The sequence below is a fragment of the Pseudoalteromonas sp. S16_S37 genome (assembly GCF_014694405.1).
Lineage (GTDB): Bacteria > Pseudomonadota > Gammaproteobacteria > Enterobacterales > Alteromonadaceae > Pseudoalteromonas.
On record NZ_JAAUWV010000013.1, the window covers coordinates 63,974 to 84,288 of the forward strand.

Annotated in this window: 22 protein-coding genes; 18 read left to right on the forward strand and 4 right to left on the reverse strand. The window is 41.9% G+C overall.

All coding sequences use genetic code 11. The features are described from left to right. The first annotated feature begins 27 nt into the window (after positions 1–27). From gspD to HC733_RS08625, 12 genes are all read left to right on the forward strand, one after another. The gene (gene gspD, locus HC733_RS08570; RefSeq protein ID WP_190364643.1) at positions 28–2,094 is read left to right on the forward strand and encodes a type II secretion system secretin GspD; all 2,067 of its coding nucleotides are present in this window, start codon (positions 28–30) and stop codon (positions 2,092–2,094) included. 55 nt (positions 2,095–2,149) lie between these two features. Further along, on the forward strand, positions 2,150–3,661 hold the full coding sequence (gspE, locus tag HC733_RS08575) for a type II secretion system ATPase GspE (protein ID WP_190364664.1): 1,512 nt from the start codon (positions 2,150–2,152) through the stop codon (positions 3,659–3,661). Positions 3,662–3,663: 2 nt separating this feature from the next. Continuing rightward, the gene (gene gspF / locus HC733_RS08580; protein WP_190364644.1) at positions 3,664–4,890 is read left to right on the forward strand and encodes a type II secretion system inner membrane protein GspF; all 1,227 of its coding nucleotides are present in this window, start codon (positions 3,664–3,666) and stop codon (positions 4,888–4,890) included. 66 nt (positions 4,891–4,956) lie between these two features. Next, entirely contained in the window at positions 4,957–5,376 is a 420-nt protein-coding gene (gspG, locus tag HC733_RS08585) for a type II secretion system major pseudopilin GspG (protein WP_342366002.1), read from the forward strand. A gap of 13 nt (positions 5,377–5,389) precedes the next feature. Further along, positions 5,390–5,983: a type II secretion system minor pseudopilin GspH gene (gene gspH, locus HC733_RS08590; protein ID WP_190364646.1), complete on the forward strand. Its 594-nt coding sequence runs from the start codon at positions 5,390–5,392 to the stop codon at positions 5,981–5,983. Beyond that, positions 5,983–6,360, forward strand: coding sequence for a type II secretion system minor pseudopilin GspI (gspI, locus tag HC733_RS08595; protein ID WP_190364647.1), 378 nt, complete (start codon positions 5,983–5,985; stop codon positions 6,358–6,360). Before gspH ends, gspI begins: the two co-directional genes overlap by 1 nt. Next, on the forward strand, positions 6,360–7,091 hold the full coding sequence (gspJ, locus tag HC733_RS08600) for a type II secretion system minor pseudopilin GspJ (protein ID WP_190364648.1): 732 nt from the start codon (positions 6,360–6,362) through the stop codon (positions 7,089–7,091). The genes gspI and gspJ overlap by 1 nt, the downstream gene beginning before the upstream one ends. Further along, on the forward strand, positions 7,088–8,071 hold the full coding sequence (gene gspK, locus HC733_RS08605) for a type II secretion system minor pseudopilin GspK (RefSeq protein ID WP_190364649.1): 984 nt from the start codon (positions 7,088–7,090) through the stop codon (positions 8,069–8,071). The genes gspJ and gspK overlap by 4 nt, the downstream gene beginning before the upstream one ends. Further along, the gene (gene gspL, locus HC733_RS08610) at positions 8,068–9,276 is read left to right on the forward strand and encodes a type II secretion system protein GspL (protein ID WP_190364650.1); all 1,209 of its coding nucleotides are present in this window, start codon (positions 8,068–8,070) and stop codon (positions 9,274–9,276) included. Before gspK ends, gspL begins: the two co-directional genes overlap by 4 nt. Next, a complete protein-coding gene (gene gspM, locus HC733_RS08615) occupies positions 9,273–9,749 on the forward strand; it encodes a type II secretion system protein GspM (protein ID WP_190364651.1) in 477 nt (158 codons plus the stop codon). The genes gspL and gspM overlap by 4 nt, the downstream gene beginning before the upstream one ends. 1 nt (position 9,750) lies before the next feature. After that, entirely contained in the window at positions 9,751–10,509 is a 759-nt protein-coding gene (locus HC733_RS08620; RefSeq protein ID WP_190364652.1) for a type II secretion system protein N, read from the forward strand. 8 nt (positions 10,510–10,517) lie between these two features. Beyond that, on the forward strand, positions 10,518–11,105 hold the full coding sequence (locus HC733_RS08625; protein WP_190364653.1) for a UPF0149 family protein: 588 nt from the start codon (positions 10,518–10,520) through the stop codon (positions 11,103–11,105). A gap of 58 nt (positions 11,106–11,163) precedes the next feature. On the opposite strand, the gene HC733_RS08630 is transcribed toward HC733_RS08625, so the two are convergent. Together HC733_RS08630 and HC733_RS08635 are read right to left on the reverse strand one after the other, a co-directional pair. After that, positions 11,164–11,367, reverse strand: coding sequence for a hypothetical protein (locus HC733_RS08630; RefSeq protein ID WP_190364654.1), 204 nt, complete (start codon positions 11,365–11,367; stop codon positions 11,164–11,166). Positions 11,368–11,372: 5 nt separating this feature from the next. Beyond that, complete coding sequence (locus HC733_RS08635) at positions 11,373–11,726, reverse strand: hypothetical protein (RefSeq protein ID WP_190364655.1); 354 nt, start codon at positions 11,724–11,726, stop codon at positions 11,373–11,375. Between the two features lie 239 nt (positions 11,727–11,965). Between HC733_RS08635 and ccoG the strand changes: the two genes are divergently transcribed. The 4 genes from ccoG (at position 11,966) to HC733_RS08655 (ending at position 15,729) form a co-directional block, all read left to right on the forward strand. After that, on the forward strand, positions 11,966–13,393 hold the full coding sequence (gene ccoG, locus HC733_RS08640) for a cytochrome c oxidase accessory protein CcoG (RefSeq protein ID WP_190364656.1): 1,428 nt from the start codon (positions 11,966–11,968) through the stop codon (positions 13,391–13,393). A 64-nt stretch (positions 13,394–13,457) separates the two neighbouring features. After that, positions 13,458–14,432 carry a serine/threonine protein kinase gene (locus HC733_RS08645; RefSeq protein ID WP_190364657.1) on the forward strand — a complete coding sequence of 325 codons (975 nt, stop codon included), beginning with the start codon at positions 13,458–13,460 and terminating at the stop codon, positions 14,430–14,432. Between the two features lie 16 nt (positions 14,433–14,448). After that, positions 14,449–15,081, forward strand: coding sequence for a thiol:disulfide interchange protein DsbA/DsbL (locus tag HC733_RS08650; protein WP_190364658.1), 633 nt, complete (start codon positions 14,449–14,451; stop codon positions 15,079–15,081). Between the two features lie 15 nt (positions 15,082–15,096). Beyond that, positions 15,097–15,729, forward strand: coding sequence for a thiol:disulfide interchange protein DsbA/DsbL (locus HC733_RS08655; RefSeq protein ID WP_190364659.1), 633 nt, complete (start codon positions 15,097–15,099; stop codon positions 15,727–15,729). A 509-nt stretch (positions 15,730–16,238) separates the two neighbouring features. On the opposite strand, the gene trmA is transcribed toward HC733_RS08655, so the two are convergent. Further along, positions 16,239–17,336 carry a tRNA (uridine(54)-C5)-methyltransferase TrmA gene (gene trmA, locus HC733_RS08660; RefSeq protein ID WP_190364660.1) on the reverse strand — a complete coding sequence of 366 codons (1,098 nt, stop codon included), beginning with the start codon at positions 17,334–17,336 and terminating at the stop codon, positions 16,239–16,241. Between the two features lie 184 nt (positions 17,337–17,520). Between trmA and HC733_RS08665 the strand changes: the two genes are divergently transcribed. Both HC733_RS08665 and murI read left to right on the forward strand, forming a co-directional pair. Further along, complete coding sequence (locus tag HC733_RS08665) at positions 17,521–18,621, forward strand: DUF5610 domain-containing protein (RefSeq protein ID WP_190364661.1); 1,101 nt, start codon at positions 17,521–17,523, stop codon at positions 18,619–18,621. Between the two features lie 64 nt (positions 18,622–18,685). Further along, on the forward strand, positions 18,686–19,465 hold the full coding sequence (gene murI, locus HC733_RS08670) for a glutamate racemase (protein ID WP_190364662.1): 780 nt from the start codon (positions 18,686–18,688) through the stop codon (positions 19,463–19,465). On the opposite strand, the gene HC733_RS08675 is transcribed toward murI, so the two are convergent. Then, positions 19,455–19,928: an RNA recognition motif domain-containing protein gene (locus HC733_RS08675; RefSeq protein WP_190364663.1), complete on the reverse strand. Its 474-nt coding sequence runs from the start codon at positions 19,926–19,928 to the stop codon at positions 19,455–19,457. The two genes, murI and HC733_RS08675, sit on opposite strands and share 11 nt — an antisense overlap. Between the last annotated feature and the right edge of the window lie 387 nt (positions 19,929–20,315).

Sequence of the window (20,315 nt, forward strand, 5' to 3'; positions counted from 1 at the left end):
CGATAATAAATTTGGAGTTTAAAAATAATGGGTAAAAAGCTACACCTCACAAAAGTCAAAAAAGGGTTAGCTAGATATGCAGCTCTGATGTTAGCAGCTGGTTTGTCGCTTTCTGTGTCTGCCGTTGAGTATGCTGCCAACTTCAAAGGCACTGATATTAACGAATTTATTAATATCGTTGGTAAGAATCTAAATAAAACCATCATCATCGACCCGAATGTACGCGGTAACATTAACGTTCGTAGCTATGAGTTAATGGATGAGTCACTGTACTACCAATTCTTTTTAAACGTACTTGAAGTGTATGGTTACTCAGTGACCGAAATGGAAAGTGGCGTATTGAAGATTGTGCGCAGCTCTGATGGTAAAAAAGGCAATGTACCGTTAGTTGAAGGTGAAGAAGCTGGCAATGGAGATGTGATGATCACCCGAGTTGTACGAGTTAAAAATGTGAGCGTACAAGAACTTGGTCCACTCATTCGTCAATTTAGCGATCAAAAAGATGGCGGTCACGTCACTAACCTAAACTCAGCAAACGTGATGATGCTTACCGGTCACGCTGCATCTGTTAACCGTTTGGTTGATATCATCAAATCAGTAGACCAAGCCGGTGATAAGCGCGTAGATATTGTGAAGCTAAACCATGCTACTGCAGATGACGTCGTGTCGGTTGTTGATAATATTTATAAAGACAGTGGTAAGGGGGCTATTCCCGATTTTCTGATTCCAAAAGTCGTTGCTGATAGCCGCACTAACAGCGTCATTGTCAGTGGTGAATCACAAGCGCGTACCAGAGCAACAGATTTAATTAGACGCTTAGACAATGAGTTAGAAAATCAAGGTAATACCAAAGTATTTTATCTTAACTATGCCAAAGCCGAAGACTTGGTAAAAGTGCTGCAAGGTGTGAGCAAAACACTCCAAGAAGATGCACAAGGCGGTGCTACTAAAACCCGCGGTGCTAATAAAAATGAAACCAGCATTGAAGCGCATCCAGACTCAAATTCATTGGTTATTACGGCACAGCCTGATACCATGCGTTCTTTGTCTCAAGTTATTGAAAAGTTAGATATTCGCCGTGCTCAAGTACTAGTAGAAGCGATAGTTGTTGAAGTATATGAAAGTGATGGTATTAACTTTGGCTTACAGTGGATCTCAGAACAAGGTGGGATGCTACAGTTTAACAACGGTAGTGCAGTGCCCGTGGGCTCATTGGCAGTAGCTGCTCAACAAGCGCGTGATAGAGAGGTCAAAGGCACCATTGTTGGTACAGATAACAATACTGTATCAAATACGGTTAAAACGGTAGAAGGCGACTTAGGGCCGCTCGGTAAATTGCTTGGTGGCGTAAATGGTTTGGCGATGGGTATTGTCAAAAACGATTGGGGGGCGATTGTTCAGGCAATTTCAACGGATACCAAATCAAATATCCTAGCTACTCCTTCAGTAACCACCATGGACAATGAAGAAGCGTCGATGATTGTTGGTCAAGAGGTGCCAGTTATTACTGGCTCAACATCGGGTGATAATAACTCGAATCCGTTTCAAACGGTTGACCGTCAAGAGGTAGGTATTAAGTTAAAAGTGACCCCGCAAATCAATGACGGCAGTGCAGTGCAATTAACGATTGAGCAAGAAGTATCGAGTGTCAGTGGTGCAACTGCCGTTGATATTTCAGTAAACAAACGTGCCATAAATACCACGGTTATCGCAGATGATGGCGGCATGGTGATCTTGGGCGGCTTGATTGACGAAGATGTACAAGAAAGCGTCTCAAAGGTACCACTGTTGGGTGATATTCCCGTGATAGGTCACCTGTTCAAATCAACGGGTACTACTAAGCGTAAGCGTAACTTATTGGTATTTATTCGTCCGACCATTATCCGTGATAGCCGTAGCATGAATCAGCTAAGCCATTCTAAATATAACTTTATTCGTAGCGAGCAGAAGATTCAACAGGATGATGGTATCGACTTGATGCCGTTTGAGACAACACCAGTATTGCCTGAGTGGAATGATGCGCTGGTATTGCCACCAACGTACGAAGAGTTTTTAAACGAACAAAATAATAAAGAGCGTAGTAATGATGACTGAGAGTAAGGTAGAAGCGGTCACAGAGATGTCGGTTAGCGCTCTATCCGCAACAGATATGCCTGCCGAAGTACTCGAACAGTCTGAACAAATTGCGCACTCACCTGTGCGCTTGCCATTTGGTTATGCACGCCGTGAAGGCATGTTATTGAGCCAGCAAGCGGATGGACTGGTCGTTTACTATCGTGGTGAATTGAAGGTAGAAACGCTGTTAGAAGTGCGTCGCATAGCGGGTGAGGCATTTAAACTTGAGCATTTAGAAGATGACAAGTTTGAATTGCTCCTCGAAGCATCTTATCAGCGTGATAGCTCCGAAACTCAGCAGATGATGGAAGATATTGGCAACGAAGTGGATTTGTTCTCATTGGCTGAAGAGTTGCCGCAAACCGAAGACTTACTTGCTGCCGACGACGATGCACCCATTATCAAGCTAATCAATGCGATGCTTAGTGAAGCAATCAAAGAAGGCGCGTCAGATATTCATATCGAGACTTTCGAGCAAGACTTAGTGATCCGTTTTCGAGTTGACGGTGTGCTCAAAGAAGTTCTTAAACCTAACCGTAAGCTAGCTTCTTTGTTGGTATCTCGTATTAAGGTTATGGCTAAATTGGATATCGCTGAAAAGCGTATTCCACAAGATGGTCGTATTAGTTTGCGTATCGCAGGGCGTGCTGTTGACGTGCGTGTTTCAACCATGCCATCAAGCTTTGGCGAACGTGTTGTACTGCGTCTACTAGATAAGAACAATGCGCGCTTAAACCTCGAAGATTTGGGCATGACAGAGCGAAACCGCGAGCTGTTTGCAGACATCATCAGCAAACCACACGGTATTATTCTTGTAACAGGTCCTACCGGTTCTGGTAAAAGTACCACGTTGTATGCGGGTATGAGTCAAATAAACTCACGAGACCGTAACATCCTTACTGTTGAAGACCCAATAGAATACGAGATTCCAGGTATCGGACAGACACAAGTAAATACCAAAGTGGATATGACTTTTGCTCGTGGCTTACGCGCCATCCTACGTCAGGACCCTGACGTGGTAATGGTGGGTGAGATACGTGACTTAGAAACAGGTCAAATCGCCGTGCAAGCATCTTTGACAGGTCACTTGGTGATGTCAACGCTGCATACCAACACCGCAGCTGGCGCCATCACGCGTATGGAAGATATGGGTGTTGAGCCGTTCTTGTTGTCATCGTCACTGTTAGGGGTACTGTCACAACGCTTAGTAAGAACACTTTGTCCAAACTGTAAAGAAGCACATCTTGCTGATGAGCGAGAGTGTGAGCTATTAGGGCAACCTTTTGATAACGCTCCTACTATTTATCGTGCAGTCGGGTGTGAAGAATGTAACTTTAATGGTTATAAGGGTCGTACTGGTATCCATGAGTTACTGGTTGTGGATGAGACCATTCGTGAGCTTATTCATAATGGTAAGGGAGAGCAGGCAGTAGAAAAGTATATTCGCAAGCACAGCCCAAGTATTCGTCAAGACGGTCTTGCTCGTGTACTGAAAGGTCAAACTACTTTGGAAGAAGTATTACGCGTAACGCGTGAGGAAGGGTAGTTATGGCGGCGTTTGAGTATCGCGCTTTAGACGCAAAAGGCAAGGAAAAGTCAGGCATTTTAGAGGCTGATACGGCGAAGCAAGTAAGGCAAATGTTGCGTGAAAAAGCCATGATGCCTCTTGAAGTATCGCCTGCCGCAGAGCGAGATAAGCAACAACCCGGTGGCGGATTTAAGCTTTTTCAAGGTTATAAACCATCCGTTGCCGACTTAGCTTTGATAACGCGTCAGCTGGCGACTTTGATCCAATCTGCACTACCCGTTGAAGCGGCAGTGATGGCGGTGGCCGAGCAATGTGAAAAGCCTCGTTTAAAACGAATGCTTATGTCGGTACGCTCTAAAGTAGTTGAAGGTTATACCTTAGCTGACGGTATGTCTGAGTTCCCACATGTATTCGATAATTTATACCGTTCAATGGTTGCTGCGGGTGAAAAATCAGGCCATTTAGATCAAGTATTAAATCGATTAGCTGATTACACCGAGCAGCGCCAGCACATGCGTAGTCAAATTACTCAAGCTATGGTTTATCCAACTATTTTGGTGGTTTTTGCGATTGCCATTGTGTCGGTATTACTAGGTACTGTAGTACCAAAAATATTGAAAACGTTCGAGAAGTCTAATCAGGTTTTACCGTGGACGACGGAATGGGTGATGGCGGCGAGTAATTTTGTGCAAGATTATTGGCTTGTGAGTCTCATTGTCATCATAGGTAGTGTGGTATTGATGAAACGTGCTTTGCAGCAGCCAAAAGTACGCTTTTGGTTTGATAGTAAGCTGTTGGTTTTACCTGGTATAGGAAAGGTGAGCAGAGGTATAAACACTGCACGATTTGCCCGTACCTTGAGTATTTTGTCTTCAAGTTCAGTGCCATTACTAGAGGGCATGAAGATAGCAGGCCAGGTACTTGAAAACGAAAAAATTAAAGCGGCCGTAGCTGAAGCTGCAACACGTGTCAGTGAAGGCGCGAGTTTGCGAGCTGCATTACATCAAACCAAGTTGTTCCCACCTATGATGCTGCATATGATAGCCAGCGGTGAGAAATCAGGCGAACTTGAACAGATGCTAGAACGTGCTGCCAACAACCAAGATAGAGAGTTTGAAAGCATGGTGAGTGTGTCACTTAAGCTGTTAGAACCAGCGATGATAGCCAGTATGGCAGTGATCGTACTGTTCATCGTAATGGCTATCTTACAACCTATTATGGCTATGAACAAAGCAGTTGGTTTGTAGTCAAAGATAACACTTGAGCATGTCACTCACATGCGCATTAAGTATTTAACTTTGAGGGAAAATATCGTGAATAAACAATCAGGTTTTTCATTACTAGAGGTAATGGTGGTATTGGTGATCATTGGTATGATCATGTCTATCGTTGCTCCAAATATCATGGGGTCACAAGAAGAAGCCGCTATTGATAAAGCGCACTTAGATATTCAGCAACTTGAAGATGCAATGAATATGTACAAGCTAAAAAATAAAGCCTTCCCAACCACGGAGCAAGGTTTAGAAGCGCTTGTTACACAAACAACAATCGACCCTGTGCCAAAGCGTTTTCCTGAAGGTGGTTTTATTTCTAAACTGCCTGAAGATCCATGGGGTAATCCATATCAATTAGTAAGCCCAGGCGAAATGGGTAAAATTGATATCTTCTCAATGGGTCCAGATGGCGAAGTGGGCACTGAAGATGACATCGGCAACTGGGACGAAGAGAAGTAGCGAATAATCTCCTATGAGCAATTTGTCACCGCGACATGTCACAGCAAAACACCCGCAAGGATTTAGCTTAATTGAGATCCTTGTGGTGATCGTTATCATTGCATTTGCAACCAAAATGGTTACATACAGCTTTGGTGGCGATATGGAAGAAGAGTTGGAAAAAAAGGCACTGCGTACTCACAGTGTACTTAACATGGCTTCTGAATTTGCTGTGCTAAATCAGGTTGAGTTGGGCTTACATTTAGATAAGAACATACTTGAACTGTTGGTGTTTGACGGTGACAAATGGACACCTTTAGAGTCCGAAGAGTTATACAAGCCCATTGAGTTTACTGATCAGTACCGAGTTGAGTTAAAAATCGAAGATTTATCTTGGTCTCAAGATAACTTGCTAGAGCAATCTAACTGGCGCGAGTTGATGGGCACCGACGACAATGAAAGTTTATTAGAATTAAAAAAGCGTAAAGTACCACAGGTGTTGATTTTGTCTTCAGGGGAAGTGAGTGCTTTTCAGATCACGATTGAACTGGCTGAGCAAAATGAGCCTGTTTATTTCATCGAAGGCGAGTTTATGGCGCCAGTTAATTTGCGTATGGAGCCTGAATAATGGTGCGCAATAATCGTGGTTTTACATTATTAGAAGTGATGGTCGCTATGAGTATCTGTGCTATGGCGGGCATTGCCGCTATGCAAGCGACTGGCGAACATATTACGCATATTTCAACGCTTGAAGAGCAAACCTACGCTTCATGGGTTGCTGAAAATCGCCTTGTAGAAATGCGTGCTGGCGGTGACAAGTGGTCAAGTAGCAATGGCCAAAAAGGCGAAGAAGAGCTGGCTGAAAGAACTTGGTATTGGCAGCAAAAAGTCACTGCAACGGCAGATCCTAGCTTTGTCAAAGTAACCGTGGAAGTATTTAGTGATGAAGCGTTGAAGCATTCGGTCTATGACTTAACCACGTTCATGCTCAAGGATAAGTCGTAATGCGCCAACGCGGTTTTACATTACTTGAAGTTATGGTTGCGTTGGGCATCTTAGCGTTTGTGGTTATGGCGACTCACCAAATATTAGACTCGACCCTTAAAGCCAAAGAAGCTTCAGAGTCGACTATTGCCGAGCTTGAAGCCTTACAGACAACCTTTCGGCTAATGGATCAAGATTTTAGCCAAATGACGAAACGTGAAGTTCGCAATGAGGCCGGAGATGTCAGTCCCACATACATAATACACGGGCGTTATGAATTACAAAGTCAATTTGATGGTATTGCTTTTGTTCGTGATGGTTGGACGAACCCCATTAGTTTGTTGCCTCGCTCCGAGTTACAAGCGGTAGGTTATCGGGTTGTCGATGACAACTTAGAACGTATATATCGTATTTATGTGGACGAACTTGATGGCGCTGAACCGCGTTCTCAAGTTGTCATTGAAGGTATTGAAGAACTCAAATTTGAGTTTATGGACGACAAGCAAAAGTGGCAAGAAGACTGGAAAAAGAAAGCTTTACCGGTTGCTGTTGCCGTTACACTGCAAGTTAAAGGGGCGCCGCCTATCCGTCGTTTATTTTTGACCCCTGGTGATGGTAAAGAACAACAAGCGCAAAGTGACAGTGGGCAATCTCGCAATAGCACTAATGATGATAGTAGCAATGGCGATAGCACTAATGGCACTAATGATGATAACCAAGATGAGCGTTCTGATTTTGAGGGCCGTAAATGATCAAAAAACAACGCGGCGCAGCGCTTATCATCGTGTTATTTATTGTCGCATTAGCGGCAACGGTCGCTGCTGAAATGGCCGCTAATTTAATGGTGCAAGTACAGCGAGCACAAAATATTCAAACTCACCAGCAAGCTAAATGGTATAGCTATGGTGCTGAAGAGCTAGTTAAAAAAGTGCTGTTAGAGAGCAAAAAAGAAGAGCCGGAAAAAGTACACCTCGGACAACCTTGGGCGTTAAGTGATGTGCCGTATCCTGTCGATCATGGCACGTTAAGCGGCGAAGTAACCGACTTACAGGCATGTTTAAATTTGAATGCGCTAAGAGCACCAAAAAAGCAAGGTAGTAGCACGAGCGATACTAACCCAGCACATACCGCGTTGTTATCACTGTTAAACAGCATTGAAGACTTACCTGTACAAGAAAGCGAGGAAGCGTTGGCTGACAGCGTTTACGATTGGCTTGATGAAGATAGCATTACGTTTCGCTCTGGTGCAGAAGAAGATGAATATATGTCTAGAACCACGCCTTATTTAAGTGCCAATAACTTAATGGCATCTGAGTCTGAACTTAGGGTGATAAAAGGGTTTAACCCCTTGGTGATGGAGAAGTTGTTGCCTTATGTGTGTGTTATTCCGGGTAACACTGAACTAAAAGTAAATGTAAATACAATCAAGACTGAGCAGGCGTTATTGTTAAGCGGGCTATTAGAGGGGTTGAGTGCCTCGGGTGCTGAAGCTGTAATAGCCGCAAGACCAGAAAAAGGTTTTGATAATATTGAAGATTTTTTTGTCGAGGCAAGGAATCAAGGCGCTAAAGTTGATAAGCAAAGCAACGAATTATTTACCGTAAATAGCAATTATTTTAAGTTACGCGCAAAAGCGCTATTTGATGATAGACGCTTTTCAATGACCTCAATTATTCAAATAAATCAAGGTCGAGCAACCATACTGGCGCGAAAATTTGGAGGCGTACAGTGACAGAAAAATTAGTGATCCGAGTGGATCAGTCACACAATAAACCGATTCATTGGTTGGTGTTTTCATCTTCGGATGAACAGATCATTGCCAGTGGTGAATTAGACAATGCAGAGCAACTTGAGCAGCTATCGGAAAAAGCTGCTAGCCGGGAGGTAATTTTACTGCTGAGCGCTTCTCAAGTGCAGCTAAAGCGTGTGGCTTTACCGACTAAGTGGAACCGAAAATTAGAACAAGCACTGCCATTTATGCTTGAGGAACAAATTGCGTGTGATGTGGATGAGTTGTTCATCGCCATTGGTCAACCGGTAATGGATGGTGAAAAGCACTGTATCGAAGTTGCAATTTGTAATAAGCAATGGCTTAAAGGCTGGTTAAAGTTGTTCAGCGAACTTGGTATTGAACTGGCGCGAGTGGTGCCAGATGCATTGCTACTACCAGAGCAACAAGATAATGCATTATCAATGATTGAGCTTGGTCAGCAATGGCTTTGCCGCTTGGGACACTGGCACATCAGTGCAATAGAAAAAAGCTGGGGTGCAGATTATCTCTATGCCTTAGCGCCAAGCAAAATTGTTCATTACAGCCCTGCTGAGGGGGTGCCTGATGTTGCACCAAAAGAAGCAAAAGAAGCCGAATATGATTTGCCTCTAGCGCTATTTGCAAAGCAATTAGGAAATGTTTCGTTTAACTTACGCCAAGGTGTGTTTGCTGCAAAGAAAAAACAACCGCAATGGTGGCGAGATTGGCGCAGTGGATTATTGGCCGCAAGTATTGCTGTCGGCTGTTTTGTGGTGGTTAAAGGTGCCCAGTTAGTGATGTTGCAAAAGCAGGCTGATGACTTTAAAACACAAGCGGTGGCTGTTTATCAACAAGCTTTTCCTGGCAAAGTTGTACGTCCGCATCTGCTGAAAAAGCAAATTGAAGGAGAGCTTGCTGGGCTTGGTAACGCTGAGCAAGGTGGATTCTTGGAATTGACGAACCATTTAGTGGCTGTGTACGGCGAAGTTGAAAATTTCACGCCAGAGACATTGCGTTACGATCGTCGCAGAAACGAGTTGAGAATTCGCGCGCGCGCAAGTGGCTTCCAAGTATTTGGGCAAGTTAAAGCAATTTTGGAGCAGCGTGGATTAGAAGTGCAGCAGGGGTCATTAAATAATGATGGCGATGTCGTGATTGGTGAAATTCGACTACGAGGTGATGCATGAAAGAGCAAGCGTTAAAGTATTGGCAGTCGCTGAAAGAGCAAGAGCAAAAGCTGCTCATTGTTGCCGCTATTGTATTCATTATCTTCTTCTTGGTTATGGGGGTATTTAAACCACTCAATGCCGCTGTGGAAAAAGCGCAAAGTGATAAACAGCGTTATCAAGAGCTTGTAGCTTGGGTCAATAACAGTGTTGTAAAACTAAAAAGTAGCGCATCAACGCATCAAGCAGTCAGTACAAGCAATTTATCGGTACTGGTTAATCGTACTCGTGGTCAATATCAAGTTAACATCAGTAAAATGCAGCCTAGCGATAATACACTAAGACTGACGATTGATTCGGTCGAGTTTAATAAGTTGGTTGCTTGGTTAGATGAGTTGACTAATAAACATGGTGTGAAAATAGATAGCCTAGATCTGGCACAAGATACCGCCCCTGGCTATGTGCGTGTGAGCCGTTTGTTGTTAGAGAATTGATATGAAAAAAACAATTAGTTTAATCGTTATCTTTATTGTGGCTTTTGGCCTATTCACGGCATACAACATGCCCGCTTCAGTGGCATTACAATTGGTGGGTAAGCAATTACCACCAAGCTTGCAAATAGGTGCAGTGAGCGGCACCTTATGGCAGGGCCAAGTCAGTGAAATTAGAGCCAGTAACGTACAGTTAAATAACGTTCGTTGGAATATCGAGGCACCAGCCCTACTACTTGGCCATATGCAAGGTAATGTGCGTTTTGGCAATGTGAGAGATAAATCAGATATCTCTGGGCGAGGCAATTTTACTGTTGGTTTGATGGATCAAAGTATTTGGCTATCTGATACATCAGTACGTTTTAGCGTTGAGCAAGCCATGTCACAAGTGACTTTGCCTCTACCCGTAAAAGCCAAAGGGCGAGTACTGCTAGATATTGATAATTACCACAGTGGTACCCCTTATTGTGAAGCACTTAAAGGTGAGATCAGAAGCCCAGGTATTACCGTTGAAGGACTTACAGGCTGGTTTGATATCGGCCAGCTTGGTGGCGAGTTGAGTTGTAAATCAGGGGATATCGCAGTATTGGTCGACCCTGATAACCGTTTAGGTTTACAAGCTGATGCGGTACTTGCCGATAACTTTCAGTTTCGTGTCGCTGGCAATATTAAGCCTGAAGCGTCTTTACCAAAAGAAGTACACGACGCCGTTAAGTTTTTAGGGCGTCCAGATAGTGAAGGCCGTTACCCGGTTAACCTGTAATATAAATTATGCTTGAATTTAGTTTTACTCCTGAACATCGCCAGCTTTTAGAGCACTATATTAGCCAAAGGGAAGGGGCTATGCCTTTAAGTTGGGTGCAGGGCTATTTGTTTGCCTCTATTTGCGGGCCGAATGCTGTAGAGGTAGAGCAGTGGTTAGCTGAGATCACCGTTCATGATCAAGATATCGATGAGTCGGTGGTATTTGCTTATATGGCATTACATCACCAAATCACAGAACAGGTTTTTGCTGGGACTTATCAATTGCCTTGGCTCAATGATACTGAGTATTCGTTGCGTCAACTCTGGAGTATGGGTTTCTTAAGTGGTGTGCAAGGTTATTTTGAACAGCTACAAGCTTCAAATGAGCTCAGCTCTGAGCTTAAAGAAGCCTTGCAAATGGCCACCGAGCAGTTGGCATTTTTCTCGCTGGAGCATAGCCAAGTGTCTCAATACTGTGCGCAAAGCCAATGCGATGAGTCTGTATTTTTAGACCAACAAGCACAGCTAGCCCAAGAGTTTGCACAGGGCTACGCTGAGCTAATCGAGGCGGTTGCTCTGCAAAGCGGCTTGTACGATGACGAGGAAGGTTTTTAAGTGATTGCTTTAGCAAAGGCTTTAGCGAAGGCTTTAGCGAAGGCTTTAGCGAAGGCCTTTAAGCGATTTCTAGTTCAATTTGCGTGCAGCCTTGCTCACAACAAACCTGTCCCTTTTGACTGACTTCTACAGCTAAATTGAGCTTCAACGGCTTTTGGCATGTTTCACACAGCATGGTTTGTCCTGCACTGAGCTTTTTTAGCAATTGCTTTTGCTGATTGAAGGACGCGGCTCGTTGTTTATTAAATTGGCTAAAATCCATTATCGTTATCCTGTTCTTTGCATAGCATTTTCTATAATGTCGCAAATATTCTCCAGCTTGTCAGTGAAAAAATACAAGCTCATTTCTCTTTCTACACAGTATTGTTGAAAAAACTTTTTCATGGCGAGATCAGTCGCAAGTTCCTCATCTAAATGTGCGGCTTGTTTGTCTGTTAGTTGGATCTGCTGATCTATACGGGTACGCGCCCGAGTTGCGGCACTTGGTCGTTGCACCTTAGTAGACTCACTAAGCATAGCTATGCTCTTTTCGAGAAATTGCTGTCTTGGTTGTTTGATCATTTCAATATCAGTTGTGAATAGCGCAACGATGAGTAACACAAAAATTAAAAATTTTTTCATAATGACGACAACTTTGATCTCGATAGGGTTATACCGTTTGGAGTGTAATAAAATAGCGTGAGAAAAAGCAAGTTTAGATAGTGTACAGACAGTGCTATAAAAAGAGCAGCAGTCTGTTTTATTAGTCAATAATGACTTCTATGGTATCAATCACCTAGCAAGCTTGCGTATAATATCCCTAATCTAGTTAAGGTTACTGTAGCAAGTAACAGTCGATCATGGCGGCCTAAGGAGCTTCGATGGACAAGCAAATAAAAGTCAAAAATATCCCTTCAGAGGTAAAAATTCAAAAGCCGGATAATTTACAGCCGGATCGGTTTAATCCAAGAAATCGAATTTACGTGCGCGCAGTTCAAGGGCTGCATCAATTACTGAGAAAGCGAATAGGCTTTGTTGGTATGTTGGCTTTTATGCTCTTACCCTGGCTTAGCTTTAATGGTCAGCAAGCCGTATTGTTTGATTTATTTGAGCAGAAATTCAATATATTTGGCCTGACTTTATTACCCCAAGATTTAACCATTTTAGCGTTCATACTTATGATCGCAGCCTTTGCATTATTTTTAGTTACTACTTTTTATGGCCGAGTGTGGTGCGGCTACACCTGCCCTCAGACGGTTTGGACTTTTATCTTTATTTGGTTTGAAGAAAAGTTTGAAGGCACCGCAAATCAGCGCAAAAAGCTCGATCAACGAGAAATGGACTTTGATAAATTTTGGCGAAAAACCGCAAAGCATGGCAGCTGGATGTTATTTTCGTTATATACCGCACTTACTTTCGTGGGGTATTTCACATCGATACGTGAGTTAGTACCAAACTTACTTACTTTTTCTGCCAGTGGTTATGCCACAGTCAGCATTTTAGTATTTGCCATATGTACTTATGGTAATGCAGGCTGGATGCGCGAAATTATGTGTTTGCACATCTGTCCATATTCACGCTTTCAGTCCGCCATGTTTGATAAAGATACCTTTACCGTAAGTTATGATGCTAAACGCGGCGAATCAAGAGGCCCTCGCTCACGTAAACAAGATCCTAAGGATCTTGAGTTAGGTGACTGCATTGATTGTAATTTATGCGTTCAAGTGTGCCCTACAGGTATTGATATTCGTAACGGTTTGCAATACGAGTGTATTAACTGTGGCGCCTGTATAGATGCCTGCGACGGCGTAATGGATAAAATGAATTATCCAAGAGGGCTTATCTCTTATACCACTGAGCGAAACTTAGAAACATCAGCTGAAAAGACCAAACCAGTGCGTGGTAAATTAATTGGTTATTTATGTATTTTACTGGTTTTATCAGGTGCGCTTGTAGCTAACATCGCCATGCGAAAACCCATGGAGTTGGATATTATTCGTGATAGAAACCAACTTTATCGGGTCAACTTTGATGGACTAGTTGAAAACACTTACACCTTAAAAATAATTAACAAGGCACAAGTGTCTCAAACATATCATATTGATGTCGTGGGTTTGAGTAACTTTAAGTTTTTAGGAAAGCAGCAGATAACTGTTGATGCTGGTCGTTCGATGGACGTTCCCTTATCGATAGTCATTGACCCATACGATTTGAAAAAGCCGGTAACGGAGTTTGAGTTTTCAATTTATCTCGTTGACGAGCCTGATAGTCGCTTAACACAGCAGACGAACTTTTTTAAAGGTAAATAGTTCAGTACACTACAGCTGACAGATAAAAGCGGGTTAACCCGCTTTTTTTATAACAGAGAGAATTATGAGCGAATTTAGCTTTGCAAATCTAACCCCCGATTTCATTTTAGATGCCATTGAGAGCGTTGGGATATATCCTGAGTCAGGTCTATTGGCTCTAAACAGCTATGAGAATCGGGTGTATCAGTTTAAGGCTGATGATAATTGTCGCTATGTTGCTAAATTCTATCGGCCACATCGTTGGAGTGACGAGCAAATTTCAGAAGAGCATTTGTTTGCATTTTGTTTGCAAGATGCTGAAGTGCCTGTGGTTGCGCCAATAAAGCGCGATGGTGATAGTTTATTGCATTACCAAGGCTACCGATTTGCATTATTCCCAAGTGTTGGTGGACGCCAGTTTGAGATGGATAATTTAGACCAACTAGAAGTATTAGGGCGTTACATTGGTCGTATGCACAGTGTTGCTGGAACACAACAATTCAAACATCGGCCCACGATTAATTGCCAGGACTATTTATACAGCGCAAAGGATGCATTACTTAAAAGTCAGCTATTACCGATGCACTTAGAAACATCTTTTGTCACGATTCTAGAACGCTTGATAGAAAAAACAGCACAAGAATATCAGCAAGTTGAGCAGATCCGTTTGCATGGTGACTGTCATGCTGGCAATATTCTCTGGTCAGGTGATCATTTAATGTTGGTTGACCTTGATGATTGCCGTCAAGGCCCTTTGATCCAAGATCTTTGGATGATGTTAAATGGCGATAAACAAGAACAGATAGTACAACTCGATACACTGCTATCGGGTTATGAAGAATTTAATACGTTTGAGCAGCGTCAGTTAAATTTAATTGAGCCTCTGCGTGCTATGCGTATGGTGCACTACATGAGTTGGATAGCAACTCGTTGGCAAGATCCTGCTTTTCCACGGAACTTTTCGTGGTTTGCAACTGACAAATACTGGGAACAACAGATATTGGCACTAAAAGAACAGTTTGCCACGTTACATGAACCTGCGCTGAGATTAATTCCATAAAAATTGAGAGATATCTATGTTTAAAACAATAAAACAATCCCTTTTGCTACTGGTTATACCCTTGTTAGCGTTTGCCGTGAATGCAGCTGATTTTACTGATGGTAAACACTATCAGACTATCGAAAACACTAAAAGCGAGACTAAAAAAGTAACTGAGTTTTTCTCTTTTTACTGCCCACACTGCTATCAATTTGAGCCTATTGCCATAGCGCTTGAAGATAGCTTACCCGAGGGAGCTGAATTTGAAAAAAGTCATGTGAACTTTTTGGGTGGAATGCCTGCACAAGTACAAAGCAATCTAAGCTATGCCTACATAATCGCGCAACAAGCTGGCAAGGGTAAACAAATTGCTGCACAGATTTTTGATAGTATTCACAAGAAACATGCAAACCTAGCAGATATTAAAGATCTGAAAAAACTGCTTGAACTTAATGGTATAAGTGAAAAAGAGTTCGACCAAAGCATGAGCAGCATGCTGGTTATTGCAGCAGAGAAGAAAATGCAAGAACAGCAAGAACTGTTTGGTAAATTGGGCGCATTAACTGGTGTGCCTACGTTTATTGTCAATAACAAGTACAAAATAAATGTGCGAGAGCTGAAAAGCCAAGCTGAATTGGAATCACTGGTAAAATACTTACTAGAAAAATAAGAATTGGAGATAGATATGTTGAAGTTTATAAAAGCAGCAGCCGTGGCACTTATGCTACCTATGCTAGCGAATGCCGCGCAGCAATTTGAAGAAGGCGTGCATTATGAAGTGGTGTCTGAGCGTGGCACTAAAAAGCCAGAAGTAACGGAGTACTTTTCGTTTTACTGCCCAGCCTGTAATGCTTTTGAACCATTAATTGCAGAGTTTAAGCCAAAATTAGATAAAGACGTAAAGTTTAAAAAGAGCCATGTTAATTTTGTTGGTCCCCGTGACCCAGAAATGCAAGAGATGATGGCAAATGCATTAGCTACGGCGGCGGTATTACCTCAAAAAGATGCCATCGTATCTGCATTGTTTTCTCATATTCACACCAAACGTGGAAAAATCAATGAGCTTGCTGATATAAAAGATATTTTTGTATCACAAGGTGTTGATGCAGACAACTTTGATAAAGTGTATAAAAGTTTTTCTGTGCGCACCAAGGCATCTCGTATGACACGTATGCAAGAGCAATTACAAGATAAGGGCGCGCTAACAGGCGTACCTACGTTTATTGTTAATGGTAAATACAAGTTACTATTGCGTGAATCTAAAACCACAACACCTGAGCAGATCAGTGCTTTGATCAACTACTTAGCAGCTAAGTAATAGTGACTTAGTGTGTAAGATTAAAAAGCCTCGTAATGAGGCTTTTTGCTATTTAAAATAAACGAACCAAACTACCGCTACTTCCAAAGCCATAATACAAAACGACACCGCTTCTGAGCAGCTCCAGAATAATACCTGCTGGACCAATAGGTTGTTAGCCAAAGATATTTAAAACAGTACTTGATGAATCCCAAGCAGGCTCGTAAATAAGCATATCATCAAGATTGGACGAGTTGCTTTTCAAAATGTGCTATACCACCTTATTGGGCTACGAATAGTCTGCATTCGGAAACTTTCAGGGATAACAAGGCTAATTTACGCGTCAATAGTAGGCCTATTGCAAGTAAATTCAACGCCGTTAGCGTTGAAAGTAGTCGCAGGAGATAGATTTATTATCCAGAGCTCAGGTTAATTAATATTGTTACATGGATACGAATTAGATGGGGGCAAGATATTTAACGTTGTTTTAAACCTGCCCCAACCACAGAGGTTAGGGCAGGTATTAGGGCTTATTTGCGCTGTAAAAATACACCAGACTCAACATGATGGGTGTACGGGAATTGATCAAAAATAGCGATGCGTGACACTGTGTGTGTCTCGCAAAGTAGTTCTAGATCACGTTCCAATGTGTCTGGATTACAAGAAATGTAAATAATGTTGTCATAGTTTGCCACTAATCGGCATGTCAGTTCATCCATTCCTGCACGAGGTGGGTCAACCAAAATGGTTTGGCAATTGTAATCTTGCAGGTTGATGCCATTAAGCCTTGAAAAAGAGCGCTCTCCTTTCATAGCTTGTGTAAATTCTTCACTAGACATACGAATGATATCTAGATTTTCAACTTTATTGGCCGCAATATTATATTGCGCAGAATGTACCGACGATTTTGATATTTCTGTTGCTAGAACTTTATTGAAACTGCCCGCCAGTGCGATAGAAAAATTACCGTTACCGCAGTAAAGTTCTAACAAGTCATTTTTAAGCGGCGCGCATATCGACTGAGCCCAAGCAAGCATTTTCTCATTTACTTTTGCGTTAGGTTGAGTGAAGCTATTTTCAACTTGTTGATATATATAATCTTGACCATTAACAGTCAATTTCTCGGTTACAAAGTCATCACCAAAAACTACTTTTTGTTTTCTCGCTCTGCCGATAAAGTCAATCTTATAAGTCTGTTGTAATTCTTGACGCAATTGCTGCATTGCGGTTTGCCACTGTTCATCTAATGCTTTGTGATACAGCAGACTCACTAAAATTTCACCGCTGAGTGTTGATAGGTAATCGATTTGGAAAAGTTTTCGTCTTAGCACTTCATTATGACGCAGCTTATCCATCAAGACCTGCATCATTTCTTGTATCAAAGGTGCAGCCGGATCAAATTGATCGACGCGTATTTTTTGTTTGGTTTGTTGATCAAACATGATGTGAAATAAATCATCATCTTCATGCCAGACTCTAAATTCTGCTCGCTGCCTATACTGCGTTTTAGGTGAGCCGTACACTTCCAATTCTGGTGCATTGAATTTCGCGAATTGCTCGCTAATGCGTTGTTGTTTTTCTGCGAGCTGTTGCTCGTAGACAGAAGTATCGATCAGAATGACAGCCATAATTACAAGTACCTTACAAAACCAGAGGCGCTATTGTAGGGAGCATTGTGAATTTGTCCAGTTTATCGCATAAAAATTGTTTCTTTTTTATACTAAAACACTACAGCTTAGCTTATTTGGGCCGATAACAAGGAACGGGTGGTTGTGCTTTAAGCAAAGTGACCGCGATATTTGGAGCCATGTTATGAAAATTGGACAATTACATCAATTGCTTAACCCAGCAATGACAAACAAAATGAACAAACCTAATACGTTTGTGCCGAGTATTAAACTGAATTCAGATAGTTATTTTGGAGACAAAAATAAACTGGCTGCAATGGTTTTAGATGACAAATTAGCCCAAGCTTTGGGTATAGAGAAGAAGGCGGAAAAAGAAAAGCCATTATTCGATTTCGAAGCAATAACCAAAAATGTATTAGACTTTGTTACTTCGGCTGTAAAACGTGCAAAAGTCGACGGCAAAGATGATGACATGCTCAAAGAGATGCTAGGCGCTGCTCGCAAGGGAGTGCAAATGGGTATCGATGAGGCAACTGAAGAATTAAAAGGCGTTAATGCGTTTAACGATGAGATAGAGCAGGGTATTGAAAAGGCAAAAGAAGGTATCTTTAAAGGGTTAGATGAATTTGAAGAGTCATTGTTTAGCCCTAAATTCCAGTCAATGCAAGTGAGCGAAGCACAGTACGCGAGTTTATCGAACCAGGCTGAATACAGTTTTACAACAGCTGAAGGTGATGAAGTAAAAATCACCTTTAATGATGCACGTTCAGAATCAAAAGCGGCTGCATACAGTCAAAAAGGCAATGACCATGGACTAGCTATAGGTCAACAAAGCAATCATGAAGTGAGCTTTTCTATAGTCATCAATGGTGAATTAAACCTCGAAGAGCAGCAAGCAATTAATGAAATGATGAAAGACGTGCGTAATGTCAGTGACTCTTTCTTTTCAGGTGCCTATAACGATGCATTTGAAAAAGCAAAATCGCTGAATATTGAGAGCGAACAAATAGCCAATTTCACCATGGACCTTCGTCAGTCTAAAACTACAGCAGCGATTAGTCAGTATCAGCAAACTAATCCAGTCAAAGAAATTGAAAAAGAACTTCAGCCACTAGACAAACAATTAGAGAATATTCACGGACAAGGTAAGAAACTCGGAATTGAGCAGCAGCTGCCGGATATCCTAGCTTGGATCAATGAAGGGCAAAATCGTCTAAATGAGTTTTTGGATTATGCGAAAGGCTTTTTTGAGCAGTTAAACATTCGAGAGCAAGACAAGAAGTAATTTATTTTTAAGGTTTGTCATGGCAAACTGCTGCAGGTGCAAAATATAGAGGAGTTGCAGTAGTTTGCCGCACATTTTAGTTTTTGATTCAGGCATAGGTGGAACGAGTGTCTTAGAACATATTCAATCGTTGGTACCCAATGCAGAATATAGTTATGTGATGGACAATGCGCTGCTCCCCTACGGTTTGCAATCGGAGCAAACAATTCAAGCACGTTTGGCTTGCTTGGTGAAACGTGCCGAGCAATTTGCTCATTCTGTTGACCTTATCGTTATAGCCTGCAACACAGCTTCTACACATGCATTGGCGGCAACCCGTGAAATAACCGACATACCAATTGTAGGGGTGGTCCCAGCGATAAAACCCGCGGCACTAAGTAGTAAAAAGAAGCATATTGCTTTGCTTGCTACGCCTGCGACGTCAAATAACGCCTATACCAATTCACTTATTAAAGAATACGCAAAAGACTGTAAGGTAGATTTGCATCACTCCACAAGGTTGGTGTCGCTCGCTGAGCAGCTATATTGGCAAGAGACTATTGATGTCGATTTACTTAACCGAGAGTTGGCGTTGATCGGTATTGATGAGCAAGTCGACAGTATCGTACTCGGCTGTACGCACTTTCCCATACTAAAGAAACAACTGAGTGAATATTATGGATATGATGTTCAATTGATTGACTCAGGCGCTGCAATTGCAAAGCGTGTTAGGTTTTTACTTAGCGATAAATTGGAACAGATAAGCGATGCAAATAAAAGGCCGCTACAGTTTTATGCAACGGCCCCTGAAAAGTTGACTTATAAAGATCACATTGAACTAAAAGCAATTGGACTTAATTGCTAGTTTCTTCCTCTTCTTCACCATCAAACTGTTTCTGTTTTGCTGCACGTACTTTCAAGGTACGTTGTTGAAACTCTTTGTCGTTCAGTTGTGAAATAGCATTGTCGGCGTCTTTTTCTGCCATTTCCACAAAACCGAAGCCGCGGCGTTTGCCTGTATTTTTGTCTTTTAGTAGGCGAACGCTGAATACTTGCCCTTGTTGAGCGAATAGTTCACGTACAACGCCTTCATTTGCTTTATATGGTAGATTGCCTACATACAAAGTTTTAGTGGTGACTTCACTTTTTTCACCTGAAGAAGGTTGAGATGTAGAGAAAGCAACGGCGAAGCCGCCAATAATAATACCAATAGCAAATACAATTGGAGTACTGACTTGGATGCTAGAAAATAATAGCTGCATTACGATAAATCCAATAATAGCCAGTATAACGGTAATTAAATAAGACTTTTGAGATGATGATTTCATAATAAGGTTACCAATAAACAGAGGGTATACATTAATTTAACAAATAAGGAAGCTATCTTAACGAGATTAATAAACTTCGCAATAATAAAAATAGATATAGCTCAGAAAATTGCATTAAAAATAGGCAAAAAAGAACTTAATTATCAAAAACGCTCATTATCTGTCCAAATAGAAAGATCTTTGAAAAAAACACTTGATCAAAAAAAGGATCGCCCTATAATGCGACCCCACTGACACGGAGCGCTGAGCAACTTAAGCAAAGCAACAACGAGTCAGCGTCGAGTAAAACTTAATGTTTAAACTTCTTTTGAAATCTTAAAAATTAAGTGTTGACAAAAAATAGGGAATGCTTAGAATGCACACCCCTAGCGAGATGAAGCCAAGCGC

Bases quoted from the DNA above. Each gene is read 5' to 3' on its own strand.
- gspD (WP_190364643.1), top strand. From the start codon at position 28: ATGGGTAAAAAGCTACACCTCACAAAAGTCAAAAAAGGGTTAGCTAGA.
- gspE (WP_190364664.1), top strand. From the start codon at position 2,150: ATGCCTGCCGAAGTACTCGAACAGTCTGAACAAATTGCGCACTCACCT.
- gspF (WP_190364644.1), top strand. From the start codon at position 3,664: ATGGCGGCGTTTGAGTATCGCGCTTTAGACGCAAAAGGCAAGGAAAAG.
- gspH (WP_190364646.1), top strand. From the start codon at position 5,390: ATGAGCAATTTGTCACCGCGACATGTCACAGCAAAACACCCGCAAGGA.
- gspI (WP_190364647.1), top strand. From the start codon at position 5,983: ATGGTGCGCAATAATCGTGGTTTTACATTATTAGAAGTGATGGTCGCT.
- gspJ (WP_190364648.1), top strand. From the start codon at position 6,360: ATGCGCCAACGCGGTTTTACATTACTTGAAGTTATGGTTGCGTTGGGC.
- gspK (WP_190364649.1), top strand. From the start codon at position 7,088: ATGATCAAAAAACAACGCGGCGCAGCGCTTATCATCGTGTTATTTATT.
- gspM (WP_190364651.1), top strand. From the start codon at position 9,273: ATGAAAGAGCAAGCGTTAAAGTATTGGCAGTCGCTGAAAGAGCAAGAG.
- HC733_RS08620 (WP_190364652.1), top strand. From the start codon at position 9,751: ATGAAAAAAACAATTAGTTTAATCGTTATCTTTATTGTGGCTTTTGGC.
- HC733_RS08625 (WP_190364653.1), top strand. From the start codon at position 10,518: ATGCTTGAATTTAGTTTTACTCCTGAACATCGCCAGCTTTTAGAGCAC.
- HC733_RS08630 (WP_190364654.1), bottom strand. From the start codon at position 11,367: ATGGATTTTAGCCAATTTAATAAACAACGAGCCGCGTCCTTCAATCAG.
- HC733_RS08635 (WP_190364655.1), bottom strand. From the start codon at position 11,726: ATGAAAAAATTTTTAATTTTTGTGTTACTCATCGTTGCGCTATTCACA.
- ccoG (WP_190364656.1), top strand. From the start codon at position 11,966: ATGGACAAGCAAATAAAAGTCAAAAATATCCCTTCAGAGGTAAAAATT.
- HC733_RS08645 (WP_190364657.1), top strand. From the start codon at position 13,458: ATGAGCGAATTTAGCTTTGCAAATCTAACCCCCGATTTCATTTTAGAT.
- HC733_RS08650 (WP_190364658.1), top strand. From the start codon at position 14,449: ATGTTTAAAACAATAAAACAATCCCTTTTGCTACTGGTTATACCCTTG.
- HC733_RS08655 (WP_190364659.1), top strand. From the start codon at position 15,097: ATGTTGAAGTTTATAAAAGCAGCAGCCGTGGCACTTATGCTACCTATG.
- trmA (WP_190364660.1), bottom strand. From the start codon at position 17,336: ATGGCTGTCATTCTGATCGATACTTCTGTCTACGAGCAACAGCTCGCA.
- HC733_RS08665 (WP_190364661.1), top strand. From the start codon at position 17,521: ATGAAAATTGGACAATTACATCAATTGCTTAACCCAGCAATGACAAAC.
- HC733_RS08675 (WP_190364663.1), bottom strand. From the start codon at position 19,928: ATGAAATCATCATCTCAAAAGTCTTATTTAATTACCGTTATACTGGCT.